At 68.9% G+C, this 13,254-nt stretch carries 11 protein-coding genes and 1 riboswitch; of the genes, 7 read left to right on the top strand and 4 right to left on the bottom strand.

The window, feature by feature from the left end:
• The first annotated feature begins 24 nt into the window (after positions 1-24).
• Positions 25-202: riboswitch (yybP-ykoY riboswitch) on the top strand.
• 1 nt (position 203) lies between these two features.
• Positions 204-776 carry a TMEM165/GDT1 family protein gene (locus tag I5803_RS09545; RefSeq protein WP_196986136.1) on the top strand — a complete coding sequence of 191 codons (573 nt, stop codon included), beginning with the start codon at positions 204-206 and terminating at the stop codon, positions 774-776.
• A 73-nt stretch (positions 777-849) separates the two neighbouring features.
• Here the strand turns inward: I5803_RS09545 and I5803_RS09540 are convergent, their stop codons facing one another.
• The gene (locus tag I5803_RS09540) at positions 850-3,909 is read right to left on the bottom strand and encodes a S8 family serine peptidase (RefSeq protein ID WP_196986135.1); all 3,060 of its coding nucleotides are present in this window, start codon (positions 3,907-3,909) and stop codon (positions 850-852) included.
• Between the two features lie 249 nt (positions 3,910-4,158).
• On the opposite strand from I5803_RS09540, the gene I5803_RS09535 reads away from it, so the two are divergent.
• The 4 genes from I5803_RS09535 (at position 4,159) to dcd (ending at position 8,808) form a co-directional block, all read left to right on the top strand.
• Positions 4,159-5,199, top strand: a complete 1,041-nt coding sequence (locus I5803_RS09535) for an adenosine deaminase (protein WP_196986134.1) — start codon at positions 4,159-4,161, stop codon at positions 5,197-5,199.
• A 642-nt stretch (positions 5,200-5,841) separates the two neighbouring features.
• On the top strand, positions 5,842-6,915 hold the full coding sequence (locus I5803_RS09530) for a BMP family ABC transporter substrate-binding protein (protein WP_196986133.1): 1,074 nt from the start codon (positions 5,842-5,844) through the stop codon (positions 6,913-6,915).
• 4 nt (positions 6,916-6,919) lie between these two features.
• Positions 6,920-8,197: a guanine deaminase gene (guaD, locus tag I5803_RS09525; protein WP_196986132.1), complete on the top strand. Its 1,278-nt coding sequence runs from the start codon at positions 6,920-6,922 to the stop codon at positions 8,195-8,197.
• A 44-nt stretch (positions 8,198-8,241) separates the two neighbouring features.
• Positions 8,242-8,808: a dCTP deaminase gene (gene dcd / locus I5803_RS09520; protein ID WP_196986131.1), complete on the top strand. Its 567-nt coding sequence runs from the start codon at positions 8,242-8,244 to the stop codon at positions 8,806-8,808.
• A 42-nt stretch (positions 8,809-8,850) separates the two neighbouring features.
• Here the strand turns inward: dcd and I5803_RS09515 are convergent, their stop codons facing one another.
• Positions 8,851-9,768, bottom strand: a complete 918-nt coding sequence (locus I5803_RS09515) for a delta(1)-pyrroline-2-carboxylate reductase family protein (RefSeq protein WP_196986130.1) — start codon at positions 9,766-9,768, stop codon at positions 8,851-8,853.
• A 121-nt stretch (positions 9,769-9,889) separates the two neighbouring features.
• On the opposite strand from I5803_RS09515, the gene I5803_RS09510 reads away from it, so the two are divergent.
• Complete coding sequence (locus I5803_RS09510; protein WP_196986129.1) at positions 9,890-10,132, top strand: hypothetical protein; 243 nt, start codon at positions 9,890-9,892, stop codon at positions 10,130-10,132.
• Positions 10,133-10,258: 126 nt separating this feature from the next.
• Complete coding sequence (locus I5803_RS09505) at positions 10,259-10,579, top strand: hypothetical protein (protein ID WP_196986128.1); 321 nt, start codon at positions 10,259-10,261, stop codon at positions 10,577-10,579.
• Between the two features lies 1 nt (position 10,580).
• Here I5803_RS09505 and recJ read toward each other — a convergent pair whose 3' ends face one another.
• Both recJ and I5803_RS09495 read right to left on the bottom strand, forming a co-directional pair.
• Positions 10,581-12,296, bottom strand: coding sequence for a single-stranded-DNA-specific exonuclease RecJ (gene recJ / locus I5803_RS09500; RefSeq protein WP_196986127.1), 1,716 nt, complete (start codon positions 12,294-12,296; stop codon positions 10,581-10,583).
• A complete protein-coding gene (locus tag I5803_RS09495; protein WP_196986126.1) occupies positions 12,293-13,246 on the bottom strand; it encodes a phosphoglycerate mutase in 954 nt (317 codons plus the stop codon). Before I5803_RS09495 ends, recJ begins: the two co-directional genes overlap by 4 nt.
• Positions 13,247-13,254 lie beyond the last annotated feature (8 nt).

Genomic DNA, 13,254 nt, shown 5'->3' with positions numbered 1-13,254 from the left:
CGGGTGAACGCCCCCGGCTAGAATCGTGCGGTCATTGGGGAGTAGCCGTCCTTCCGCCCCGAAGGAGCTTGCATCAACACACTTGGCCCTCGCGGCCATGGTGCAAGCAGCATCCAGCCTGGCAAGACCTTTGACTACGCCGCCACCCCTCGGCCGGGAGGCGCGTAGTCATTGGACTTCGTTCATCCCGGCCTGGAGCATTCATGGAAGCATTCCTCGTATCGACCGGCATCGTCGCGGTCGCGGAAATCGGCGACAAGACCCAGCTGCTGGCCTTTCTCCTGGCCACCAAGTTCCGCAAACCCATCCCCATCATCCTGGGCATCCTGGCCGCCACCGTGGTCAACCACGGCCTGGCCGGGGCGCTGGGCGCCTGGCTGACCTCGCTGGTCGAGCCGCAGACCCTGCGCCTGATCCTGGCCGCGTCCTTCGTCGCCATGGCGGCCTGGACGCTGATTCCCGACAAGCTGGAGGACGACGCGAAGTTCGCGGCCTTCGGCGCCTTCGGCACGACGCTCGTCGCCTTCTTCCTGGCCGAAGTCGGCGACAAGACGCAGCTCGCGACCATCGCGCTCGCGGCGAAGTACAACTCGCTGTTCGAAGTCGTGGCGGGCACGACGCTGGGGATGTTGATCGCCGACGTGCCGGCCGTGCTGCTGGGGGACCGGGCGGCGCATCGCATCCCGTTGCGGCTGGTGCGGATCGTGGCGGCGCTGCTTTTCCTTGCGCTGGGCGTGGCGACGGCGTTCGGCGCGGGGTCGAAGTGGGGCTTTTGAGGCGAAGAAAAAAAAGCCCGGCATGGCCGGGCTTTTTTTATTCAGGCCGCGCGAGCGGCCATCGCTCACCTCATCACGGATCGACGCGGATGATCGTCGGGTTGGGCAGGTTGCTCGTGCCGCTGTAGGCCACCGAGCCCATGTACTTCGTGCCCGGGGTCAAGCCGCTGGTCGCGATGTTGATGGTGCCGGCCTGGCCGGTGGTCGCCGTCGACGGCGCGGTCACCGTCATGTTGCCCGTGGCCGCGGCACCCAGTTGCCAGCTGTACAGGTTGAAGTTGGCCGCGCCCGAGGGCACCGCGAACCCGATCACGCGCACGGTGTACGTGCCCGCCGGCGGGTTGCGGAAGCTCACTTCTTCCTGCGCCGTGGCGCCGCCGCTGGAGCCCACGAGGTTGCCGCCGTAGTACACCTCCATGTCGAGGTCGCTCGCCTGGCTCACGTCGCTGTCGAAGGTCGAGAAGCGGACGTGCGTCATGCCCGCTGGCAGCGTCACGGTGAAGTCCACCGCGCCGTTCGTCGCGACCGAGCCCGGCTGCTTGGCCGCCGGCACGAGCCCGCGCGCCGTCGCGGTGAATGCGCCGTCGTAGCCGAAGGTCACGTTGTACGAACCGCTCGCCTCGGTCGGCGCGCCCATGGCCACCGGCCGCGCGACGATCGGGATGCGCACGTTGTGCGTGCCGTCGGAGAGCGTGAGCTGCCCGCCCGCGTACGTGAGCAGCGGCGCCGCCGTGGTGCGGGTGAAGGTCGTGGTGAACGACTTCGTCTGGCCGGGCGCGATCGTGAAGGTCGCGGGGTTCACGGCCACCGTGAAGCCCGCCATGCCGGTGAGGCTGGCGTTGTAAGTGGCAGTGGTGTTGCTCACGTTCGTCACGCGGCGCGTCACGGTCTGCACGCCCGGCAGGGCGCCCAGCGCGATCGACGCGACGTTCATGTCGCTCGGGTTCAGCACCGGGATGCCCGACGAAGTGCAGAACGAGGCCGGCAGCTGCGTGCCGCACAGGAAGCCCAGCCAGTCCGCGTAGCCCGAATCGAACACCAGGCCGGGGTCCGTCGCCGCGATCGGCTTCACGTGGCCCGCGCCCTGGCGGAAGATCACCAGCGGGTTGGTGTTGGGGCCGTCGAGCACGTCGGTGCCGGTCGTCATCAGCGCGGACTTGATCGCCATCGGGGACCACGTGGGCTTCAGCTGCTTGAACAGCGCCGCGAGGCCGGCCACGTGCGGGCTGGACATCGAGGTGCCGCTGTACAGGTCGAAGCTGCGGCCCGAGTTGCCCGGGGGCGCGACCGCCGCGAGGATGTCGTTGCCCGGCGCGATCAGGTCGGGCTTGAGCAGGCTGCCGCCGCCGGCGAGCAAGGGGCCGCGCGAGGAGAACGAGGCGGTGAACGGCGCCGGCGCGCTGAAGTCGAAGGTGCCCTTCGCGACGGTCGCCGTGGCGCCCGTCGTGGCGGCATAGGCCTTGAGCGACGGACGCGCCGTGTCGTCGACGTGCACGGTGGGCACCGAGTGGTAGTCGGCGTTCAGCGACGAGCCCGGTGCGACGTTGACCAGCACCATGCCGATGCCGCCGGCTTCCTTCACCGCGAGGCTCTTGTTCACGCGGTCGTTGGTGCCGCGGTCGCACAGGACGACCTTGCCGGAGACCTTGGCCGGGTCGAGCACGGGGGTGCCGCCGTTCCAGGACGCCGAGAAGCACAGGCCCGCGGAGGCCGTGCTCGCGCCCGGGAGTGCTGCGGCGCTGGCGTCGATGAACCCGGCCGGACCCGCGGCGGTGGCCGCCAGCGAGATGCCGTTGTAGGTCGTGCCGTTGCCGAGCGTGACCGAGCCCACCGCCGTGCGGTTGTGCGTGCCTGCCGCCACCGTGGTGAGCCACGGGCCGGGGTGCGCCACGGTGCTGGCCGTGGGGCCGCTGTTGCCGGCGGAGGCCGCGACGAAGACGCCCGCGTCCGCCGCGAACAGGAAGGCGATTTCCACGGGGTCGCGGAAGTTCGTCGTCGAGCCGCTGATGGAGAAGTTGATCACGTCCACGCCGTCCGCGACCGCCTGGTCGATGGCCGCGACGCTGTCCGACGAGAAGCAGCCGCCTTCCGGCTCGACCGCCCAGCAGACCTTGTACGCCGCGATGCGCGCGCGCGGCGCCATGCCGCTGATCGTGCCGAAGGGCGCCGCGGGGCCGGTGACCGGCACGCCGCTGTTGCCGCCCGCCGTGCTGGCCGTGTGCGTGCCGTGGCCGCCCCAGTCGCGCGGCGAGTTGTACTCGAAGGGGAAGGCCGCGGCGACGCCTGCATTGCCGCCCCAGCCCGCGTTGTAGTAACGCGCGCCGATCAGCTTCTGGTTGCAATCCGTGCCGGAGAACTGGTCGCCGGGCGTGCACTTGCCGTTCCAGCCGGGGATCTGCTGGTAGTCCAGCTTGCCGTCCTTGGACGCATTGCCGTTCGTGCCGGTGCGGTCGGTGAAGCTGAGGGACTCGGGCCAGATGCCCGAATCGACCATGCCGATGATCACGCCTTCGCCCTTGGCGCCGGTCGTGTTCCAGAAACCGCCCGAGCCCGCGAGGCCCAGGAAGTTGGGCGTGGACGAGGTGTCCATGCTGCGCACTTCGTCCTTGCTCACCGCGAGCACGCCCTTGGCCTGCGAGAGCTTGGCGACCTGCGCGTCCGTGAGTTCGGCCGCGAAGCCGTTGTAGACATAGCCGTAGCTATAGAGCTTCTTGGCGCCGCCGACGCCCTGGATCGCGGCGTCGTGCTTGGACGCGAGGTGCGCCATGTAGTTGACGACGGCCGGCGAGTTCGGGTCGATCTTCTGGCCCTTCTTCGGCTTGGTCGCCTGCAGGCCCTTGATGCTTCCGTCGTACGCGGTGACCGGCTTTTCGTCCAGCTGCACGATGTACACGTTGTTCTTGCGCGCCTGCCCGACCCGGCTGCCGCGGTCGGTGTCGACCGGTGTGCTGGTGACCTCGCCGGAGGGGGAGGGCTGCGCTCGAAGCGGGGCGGGGGCCTGGGCCGCCGCCAGCGGGGCCTGGGCCGAGGAATTGGTGGAGGCCGTATCAGCGCCGCCACCGCAGGCCGCGAGCATCGCCGCAGCCACCGCCGACGCGCACGCCGGCATCCATGTCCTGGATAGGATTTTCACTGCTTACCCTCCTTGGGCAGTCGATCGGCGTGCCTCGTAGGCGCGCCGAAAGTTTCGGTTGATACTTGGATCCGCTCGGCGCGGGCACTGGTAATGCGCGCGCCGGGCCCATTCGGTCATGCAGGCTTCATGCCGTCAATGGGAGCAACCTGAGGGGCCGGCTGGATGAGCAGGACTATTTGGTAACGAGCTGTTGCGACTGCGTCGGCGCGATATCCTGCATGTGTATTTTTCTGCGTCGCCGACTCCATGAACCAACACCCCGACATTTCCCCCGCACGCCTGCCCGAGCTGCTGCGCCGCATGCCGAAGGCCGAACTGCACATCCACATCGAGGGCTCGCTCGAGCCCGAGCTGATCTTCGAGCTCGCGCAGCGCAACGGCGTGAAGCTTGCGTACCCGGGCGTCGAGGCGTTGCGGCGCGCCTATGCCTTCACCAACCTGCAAAGCTTCCTGGACATCTACTACGCCGGGGCGAGTGTGCTGCTCAAGGAGCAGGACTTCTACGACATGGCGTGGGCGTACTTCGAGCGCGCCGCCGCGGACCACGTGGTGCACGCGGAACTGTTCTTCGATCCGCAGACGCACACGGCGCGGGGTGTCGCGATGCGCACGGTGATCGACGGCCTGCATCGCGCCTGCGAAGACGCGCGTGCGCGGCTCGGCGTGGACGGTTCGCTCATCCTGTGCTTCCTGCGCCACCTGAGCGAGGCCGAGGCCTTCGCGACGCTGGAGGAGGCCATGCCCTTCCGGGACAAGTTCATCGGCGTGGGCCTCGATTCGAGCGAGGTGGGCCATCCCCCCGAGAAGTTCGCGGGCGTGTTCGAGCGCTGCCGCGAACTCGGCCTGCACCTCGTCGCGCATGCGGGCGAAGAGGGCCCGCCCGCGTACGTCTGGACGGCGCTGGACACCCTGCACGTGGAGCGCATCGACCACGGCGTGCAGTCGGTGAAGGATCCCGCGCTGATGAAGCGGCTGGCAAAGGACCGCATTCCGCTCACGGTGTGCCCGTTGTCCAACCTGAAGCTGTGCGTGTTCCCGAAACTGGAAGACCACAACCTGAAGCAGCTGCTCGACGCGGGCATCGTTGCGACGGTGAACTCGGATGACCCGGCGTACTTCGGCGGCTACATGAACGACAACTTCCTGCAGACCTTCGCGGCGACCGGCATGGATGCGAGGCACGCCTACCAGCTGGCCGCGAACAGCTTCGAGGCGAGCTTCGTGGATGAGGCGATGAAGAAGAAGTGGCGTGCGCAACTCGACGAGGTGTTTGCGTCCTTTGAGTGATTTGTAGAGCGCGCTGGTCGCGTCAGGCGGTATGCGGCAGGGGCTCATACTGTGGCGGTTTTTGCTTCGCAAAAACTCCGCTGCTTTCGCTGCTCCGGCGGCGGCACCGCAAAAACTCGCTTCGCTGACGCTCTCGCTCAAACACTTGCGGTGAGTCAGTTCACAAGGCGCGCAAGCGCGCTCCGCCGCCGGAGCAGCGAAAGCAGCCACCACAGAAATCGCCCCTGCCGCCTACCGCCTGACGCGACCCGAGGAGTGGCGTGCCTGCGGGTTTGAACATCCGAGTACCACTCTCCGGGTCGCGGCAGGCGGTGCCCGGTGGGGCGATTTCTGCGGCGCCTGGGATTTCCGGGCTGGGGGCGGGCGCGCTTGCGCGCTTCGTGAACTGACTGGCCGCAAGTGTTTGAGCGAGAGCGTTAGCGAAGCGAGTTTTTGCGGCCCCGCCCCCAGCCCGGAAATCCCAGGGAAGTTTTGCGAAGCAAAACCGCCGCAGTATGAGCCCCACCGGGCACTGCCTGACGCGACCCAGCGCGTGACTACACCGAGCTTCCCAGCCATCGACCAACGCGACTGGGTAAAATCATCGTCGCCGTTGCGCCCCGCAGCGGCAATTTCATTTTCGGGGCCATGTAGAGGACCACCATGTACAAAAACCTCGCTGCTGCGCTCGCGGCCGCCTGTTTTTCGATTCCCGCCTTTCATGCCGCCGCGGCCGAGCCGCTGAAGATCGGCTTCGTCTATGTCGCGCCGGTCACCGAGGCCGGCTGGGTGCGCCAGCACGAGGACGCGCGGCAGGCCGTGCAGTCGGCCTACGGAGACAAGGTCAAGGCGGACTTCGTGGAGAACGTGCCCGAAGGCCCCGACGCCGAGCGCGTGATTCGCGATCTCGCGGCGACGGGCCACAAGCTCATCTTCACGCCGAGCTTCGGCTACATGGAGCCCACCATGAAGGTGGCGAAGGAATTTCCGGATGTGAAGTTCGAATCCATCACCGGCTACAAGACGGCGCCCAACGTGGCAACAGCGAACGCCCGCTATTACGAAGGCCGCTACCTCGCGGGGATCGCGGCGGGGCGCATGTCGAAGTCGCACGTCGCGGGTTACGTGGCCGGCTTCCCGATTCCCGAAGTGCTGCAAGGCATCAACGCCTTCACGCTGGGCATGCGCTCGGTGGACCCGAAGGCACAGGTCAAGGTCGTGTGGCTCAACGCCTGGTTCGACCCGCCGCGCGAGCGGGAGGCGGCGATGACGCTCTTCAACCAGGACGTCGACGTGATCGCGTTCCACACCGGTTCCACCGCCGTGATGACGGCGGCGCAGGAGCGCGGCAAGATGGCCGTGGCCTACCACTCGGACATGCGCAAGGCCGGCCCGGACGCGCAGATCGTCGCCGTCACGCACCAATGGGGTGACTACTACAAGCGCCGCACGCAGGCGGTGCTCGACGGGTCCTGGAAGAGCGGCAACGTGTGGGGCGGCGTGAAGGAAGGGATGATCCGCGTCGGCGACTTCGGCCCGAAGGTGCCGAAGTCGGTGCAGGGCGAAGTGCTCGCGCGCCAGCAGGACATCGCATCGGGCAAGCTGCGACCCTTCGTGGGGCCGATCGTGGACAACGAAGGCCATGAAGTGCTCGCGCGCGGTCAGGCCCTGACGGACGAACAGATCCTCTCCATGAACTACCTCGTGTCGGGCGTGCAGGGGAAAATTGCAAAATAGGGCGATGCGCGCCTTTCGAGCCTCCCTTCTCCGTTTCGCCGACGATGCTTCGGCGGTCTTCGACGAGGACGGCCTGCTGGTGGTCGGCCCGGATGCGCAGGGGCGGCGCGTCGTCCGGGCGGCGGGCAGCTACCAGGCGCTGGCGGGCAACTTCCCCGGCGTCGCCGTCGAACACCTCCCGTGCCGCATCATCGCCCCCGGCTTCATCGACCTGCATATCCACTTCCCGCAACTGGACGTGATCGGTTCGCCGGCCCCGGGGCTGCTGCCCTGGCTCGAGAACTACACCTTTCCCCACGAATCCAAATTCTCGGACGAGGCCTATGCGGGCGAACTCGCGACCTTCTTCGTCGACGAATTGCTGCGCCACGGCGTGACGAGTGCGCTCACGTTCGCGACATCGCATCCGTCGTCGGTCAATGCGCTCATGACCGAGGCACAGGGGCGCGGCATGCGGATGATCGCGGGCAAGGTGCTGCAGGACCGGCACTCGCCCGACGGCGTGCGCGACCAGACGGAGCAATCGCTCGTCGACACCGAAGCGCTGATCCAGCGCTGGCACGGCAACGGCCGGCTGGGCTATGCGATCACCCCACGCTTCGCGCCCAGCTGCACCGAAGCGCAGCTGCGCGGCGCGGGCGAGCTCGCGGCCAGGTATCCGGACGTGTGGATCCAGTCGCACGTCGCGGAGAACCTCGACGAGATCGCATGGGCGCGCGAGCTCTTTCCCGCCTCGCGCAGCTACCTGTCGATCTACGACGATTTCGGGCTGATGCGCGAGCGTGCCATCTACGCGCATTGCATCCATTTCGACGACGAAGACCGCGCGCTGATGCGCTCCACCGGTGCGGCGGCGGCGGTGAGCCCCACGAGCAACCTGTTCCTCGGCAGCGGCTTCTTCGACTACGAAGGCGCCCGGCGCATCGGCTTCAAGCATGGCCTCGCGAGCGACGTCGGCGGCGGCACGAGCTTCAGTCCCTTCCACACGATGCTGGCGGCGTACTACGTGGGGCGCGAAGGCCAGACCAAGCCCGGCGTGTCGCTGTCGCCGCAGAACCTCTGGTGGCAGCACACGGCGGGCGCGGCGCAGGCGCTGGGCCTCGACGGCGTCGTGGGCAACCTGCAGCCGGGCTGCGAAGCGGACTTCATCGTGATCGACCCGAAGGCCACGCCGCTGCTCGCGCGCAAGACAGCGCAGGCGGCCAACCTCGACGAGCTGCTCTTCTCCCTGATCGTGCTCGGGGACGACCGGGCGATCGAACGCGCGGTGATCGCCGGTTGAGGGGCGGGGCCCCGCCCCTACAATTCCCGGCAGGAGAGAACTTCATGAGCATCAAGAGCGACAAATGGATCCGCCGCATGTCGGAGCAGCACGGCATGATCGAGCCCTTCGAGCCGAAGCAGGTGCGCGAGCGCGAGGGCCACAAGATCATCAGCTACGGCACCTCCAGCTACGGCTACGACATCCGCTGCGCGCCCGAGTTCAAGGTGTTCACCAACATCCACAGCACCGTGGTGGACCCGAAGAACTTCGACGAGAAGAGCTTCGTGGACATGCATGGCGACTTCTGCATCATCCCGCCCAACAGCTTCGCGCTCGCGCGCACGGTGGAGTACTTCCGCATCCCGCGCAACGTGCTCACGATCTGCCTGGGCAAGAGCACCTATGCGCGCTGCGGGATCATCGTCAACGTGACGCCCTTCGAACCGGAATGGGAAGGCTACGTGACGCTGGAGTTCTCCAACACCACGCCGCTGCCCGCGAAGATCTACGCGGGCGAGGGCTGCGCGCAGGTGCTCTTCTTCGAGAGCGACGAAGTCTGTGAGACGAGCTACAAGGACCGCGGCGGCAAGTACCAGGGGCAAAGCGGCGTCACGCTGCCCAAGGCCTGAGCCGCTGCGACGCGGCGATCCGGATCGCCGGGCCGCGAATCTTCATCCCGCTTCCCCTTGCCTGACCGCCAGGCGGGCGGCGGCCAGGTCCCAGCCGGCCCAGCCGCAGCTCTTGAACAGCACGGGTCCGCGCCCGGCCGGCGCCGCATCGCGCAGGACCTCGCCCAGTGTGGGGAACGAGGACACGTCCAGGCCGGCCTGGATCAGGTCACCGGCTTCGTGTTGAGCATCGCGCGTATCGACGACCACGCGTCCCCGTTGCGCCATGTCCCGGCACATGCCGGCGTCCAGCTCGACCATGGCGGGCGTGAAGGCGCCGACGGCCGCGATGAAGGCGTCATCGCGTGGCCTGGCACGCAGCACGACTGCGTTCGCGGGTGTGCAGGTCACTACCAGCGGGCAGTCCGCGAGCGCCGCGTGAGGGTCCTCCACGACACGGGCCGCAAGGCCGAGCGTCCGTGCATGGGCGGAGAGCGCCTGCGCGCTGGCGGCGCTGCGGGACGCGATCGCGACCTCGCGCACGCCGAGCCCCTGTGCAAAGGCTTCCACGTGCGCACGCCCCTGCGCGCCGGCGCCGACCACCAGCAGCGGCCCGGCCGCGCTGGGTGCGAGATGCTGCGCCGCCAGCAGCGACACCGCGGCGGTCCGGCGCGCGGTGACGGTGGGACCGTCGAGCAGGCCGATGCGCGCGCCCGTCGCCACGTCGAACACGGCGACGTCGCCCTGGATGGCGGCGCGGCCGCTGCCCGCGTTAGCGGGCGTGAACGTGATGAGCTTGGCGATCGCGATGCGGCTGTCGCAGGCGGGCATGACGAACAGGCTGCCGCCTCCGGCGAGGGGCTGCACGAGCCGTTCGGGCACCTGCACCGACGCATCCGCCAGCAGCCGGCGAATCTCCTCGGCCAGGGCGGGATAGGGGAGCCGGGCCGCCGTCATGGCCGCGTCGAGCAGGTTCTGCATGCCGCGATTGTGGCGGCTCCCGCCGCGCCGCGCTCCCGTCCTACAGCCTCACGCGGCTGCGGCCTGACTCGGCCGTGCAAGGGGCTTCCTAACATCGCTGCAACTTCCGCAGGAACCCGACATGCCCACCTCTTCCGCCCGCACCCGCGCCGCCACGCCCCGAGACATGCTGATGTGGGCCGCCCTCGGTCTGCTGGCCATCGGCCAGCTCGTCGCGTTCTGGATGCTGTGCAGCCAGCAGGTGGCCAGGGCCCAGACGCGTGACGCGGCCGCCCCGGTGCAGCGTGTCGCCATGGCCGACTGCCAGCGCGCCATGCCGCGCTCGACCTTCTACACCTGCGCCGACAGGGCCCATCGCGATTGACTACGCGCGGCGGCGGCAGGCGTCCGACAGACGGAACCTGCCCTCGCCGACCGCGCCGACGCGGGGCTCGACCTAGGATCAATCCAGGTCGAAACGAGAAACCCCAGCCACCGCAGGAGCCCCGTCATGAACAACGCCGTCGCCCACGTCAATGTGCCCTGGAGCGAAATCACCCTGACGTCGATCGATGCCTCGGACGAGTACGACGCCCTGACCGGCTCCATGCGCTACTGCCCCACCTCCCTGCTCTCGGCTTTCGCGCTGCTCATGGCAGGGCATGGCCGCTGCATCAACACCTCCATGATGCTGGGCGACCGCGAGTACGCGATGTGGCAGCTGGCACGCGCGCACACCCTGCAGGACCGCGAGCTGCGCGGCATCGCGGCCAAGCTCTTCGCCTATTTCGACGACGAGCGCGCGCCGGTCCCCGCTGGCCTGCACGCCTGAGTCACGCCTGCTCGTCGGCGCCTTCCACCAGGAAGCGCACGCGCCGCACCCCCTGCCATTCGTCCGCATCGAGCCGGAACGCGAGCGTCACGCGCGCGGGCAAAGGTTCCGTGCGGCCGAACCAGATGCCGTCCACCGGCTGGCCCTGGTGCTTCAGCTTCAGCTGCAGGTGCTTGTCCCCCACGAGGCGCTGTGAAATCACTTCGACCTCCTCGCTGAACACCGGCGGCGCGAAGCCCTGGCCCCACACTTCATGATGCAGCGTGTCGACCAGGTCGGCGCGGCGGTATTCCGGCGCGAGCGGGCCGTCTGTGGCGAGGCTACGCTTGAGTGTCGCGGCGTCCAGCCATTCGTGAGCGACCTGCGTCAGCGCGTTCTCGAAGACGTCGAGCTGGTCCTCCGGCACCGTGCAGCCCGCAGCCATCGCATGGCCGCCGAAACGCAGCAGCACGCCGGGGTGGCGCTTGGCCACGAGGTCGAGCGCGTCGCGCAGGTGGAAGCCCGGGATCGAGCGGCCCGATCCCTTGAGCTCGTGCTCCTTGCCCGGCGCCTGGCTCGCCGCGAAGACGAAGGTGGGGCGGTGCAGCTTGTCCTTCACGCGCGAAGCGACGATGCCCACCACGCCCTCGTGGAAGTCGGGGTCGAACACGCAGATGGCGGGCGGCGGTTCCTCGCCTTCGTCGAACAGCGTGTCGACGATTTCCATCGCCTGTTCGCGCATGTCGCCCTCGACTTCGCGGCGCTCGCGGTTGATCGCGTCGAGCTGCTTCGCGAGTTCGTCGCCGCGCGCGGCGTCGTCCGTCATCAGGCATTCGATGCCGAGCGTCATGTCGGACATGCGGCCCGCCGCATTGATGCGCGGCCCGAGCGCGAAGCCGAAGTCGAAGGTCGTGGCCATCGCATGCTTGCGCGCGGCGGCGGCAAAGAGGCTCGCGAGTCCGCAGGGCATCGCGCCCGCGCGGATGCGCTTGAGGCCCTGCGCGACGAGGCGGCGATTGTTCGCGTCGAGCTTGACGACGTCGGCCACAGTCCCCAGCGCGACGAGCGGCAGGAGCGCGTCGAGCTTGGGCTGCGTCTGCGCATCGAAGACGCCGCGCTGGCGCAGCTCGGAGCGCAAGGCCAGCAGCACGTAGAACATCACGCCGACACCGGCAATGGATTTGCTCTCGAAGCCGCACTCGGGGTGGTTCGGGTTCACGATCACCGCGGCGTCCGGCAGTTGCGCGCCGGGCAGGTGATGGTCCGTCACCAGCACCTGCAGGCCCAGCTCGTTCGCGGTCGCGACACCCTCCACGCTCGCGATGCCGTTGTCCACCGTGATGAGCACGTCGGCGCCGCGCTGCTTGACGCGCCGTGCGATCGGCGGCGTGAGGCCGTAGCCGTCGATCACGCGGTCGGGCACGAGGTAGTCGACGTGCTTCGCGCCGAGGAGGCGCAGGCCGCGCACGGCGACGGCGCAGGCGGTGGCGCCGTCGCAGTCGTAGTCCGCGACGATGCACAGCTTCCGGTCGCCGGCGATGGCATCGGCCAGCAGCACGGAGGCCTGCGCGAGGCCCCGCATGCCGGCGGGCGGCAGCAGGCGGGCGAGGCCGTCGTCGAGTTCGTCCTTGCCGAGCACGCCGCGCGCGGCGTAGAGCCGCGCGAGCAGCGGATGGACACCCGCCTGTTCCAGCGCCCAGGCGGCGCGCGGCGGGATGTCGCGGGGAATGATCTTCATAGGGCTTCGAGCACGTCGGCGGGTTTCACGGGCGCGATCATGCCACCGAGCCTGCGCATGAGTCCGCCGGCGCCTTCGCTCGTCCAGGTGCGCGCGCTGCGTTCGCCGCACAACGAGAGCTGGACCGGCGCCCCGGTGCGCAGCGTTTGCACGAGGGCCGCGCACTCGGTCGCATCGATCTCGCGCCACGCCGAGGCCCACGCGGCCCAGTCTTCATGCAGCGCGGGCTGGCGCAAGGCTTCGGCGATGCGCGGCGGAGCCGTGGACGCCGCGCTGTCGGTGCCCAGCGCGCCCGTGCCGCTCGCCCAGAACGACGTGATGGGCAGCAGCCCGCGCGCGATGCGGTCCTCGTTCAGCGGATGCGTGTACAGCAGCATCTGCATCTCCTGCTGCAGGCGGCGCAGCGGCGCGGCGCCGGCCGTGCGCGGCATCCAGGGGTCGATGACGCGGCCTTCCACGCGATCCAGCGATGCGGCGGGCAGTTGCCGGAAGAGGTCGCCGCGCGCGAGCCAGCGGGTGGGCGCGACATAGTGCAGGTCGATCCCGTCCTCGGCAAAGTAAGGGCGCATCGCTTCGAGGCAGGTGCGGGACTGCTGCTCATCTACGGACAGGTCGGCCACCACGTCCATGGCCACGTGGTCGGTGCCCACGCGCCAGTGGCAGGGCGTGATCCAGGCCCAGGCGCCGTCCGCGCCGCCGAGCCGCTCATGCGACGCCTCGCGCGCGGCCCACGGGATGAGGCCGTCGACGGTGGGGAGCCCCAGGAGCGTGGCGAGCAGGCGCTCGTGCGGCATCGACAGCGAGTGCTCGTCGCCCGGCGGCTTCTCGCCGGGAACGAGGCGCGTGAGCAGGCTCGCGAGGTGGGGCAGGGGAGTGCTCCGCAACGCCTCGCCGGACCCCGGCGCCAGGCATGAGGCGAAGGGGATCAACAAGTGGGCGCCGTCCGACATGCCCGTAT

The organism is Caenimonas aquaedulcis (assembly GCF_015831345.1).
Taxonomy (GTDB): Bacteria; Pseudomonadota; Gammaproteobacteria; order Burkholderiales; family Burkholderiaceae_C; genus Ramlibacter; species Ramlibacter aquaedulcis.
Note: the sequence above shows the minus strand (reverse complement) of the source record. Positions and strands in the feature narration are given on the sequence as shown.

Excerpts from the sequence above, each read along its gene's own strand:
- I5803_RS09545 (WP_196986136.1), top strand. The coding sequence starts at position 204 with ATGGAAGCATTCCTCGTATCGACCGGCATCGTCGCGGTCGCGGAAATC.
- I5803_RS09530 (WP_196986133.1), top strand. The coding sequence starts at position 5,842 with ATGTACAAAAACCTCGCTGCTGCGCTCGCGGCCGCCTGTTTTTCGATT.
- recJ (WP_196986127.1), bottom strand. The coding sequence starts at position 12,296 with ATGAAGATCATTCCCCGCGACATCCCGCCGCGCGCCGCCTGGGCGCTG.
- I5803_RS09505 (WP_196986128.1), top strand. The coding sequence starts at position 10,259 with ATGAACAACGCCGTCGCCCACGTCAATGTGCCCTGGAGCGAAATCACC.
- guaD (WP_196986132.1), top strand. The coding sequence starts at position 6,920 with ATGCGCGCCTTTCGAGCCTCCCTTCTCCGTTTCGCCGACGATGCTTCG.
- I5803_RS09495 (WP_196986126.1), bottom strand. The coding sequence starts at position 13,246 with ATGTCGGACGGCGCCCACTTGTTGATCCCCTTCGCCTCATGCCTGGCG.
- I5803_RS09515 (WP_196986130.1), bottom strand. The coding sequence starts at position 9,768 with ATGCAGAACCTGCTCGACGCGGCCATGACGGCGGCCCGGCTCCCCTAT.
- I5803_RS09535 (WP_196986134.1), top strand. The coding sequence starts at position 4,159 with ATGAACCAACACCCCGACATTTCCCCCGCACGCCTGCCCGAGCTGCTG.
- I5803_RS09510 (WP_196986129.1), top strand. The coding sequence starts at position 9,890 with ATGCCCACCTCTTCCGCCCGCACCCGCGCCGCCACGCCCCGAGACATG.
- dcd (WP_196986131.1), top strand. The coding sequence starts at position 8,242 with ATGAGCATCAAGAGCGACAAATGGATCCGCCGCATGTCGGAGCAGCAC.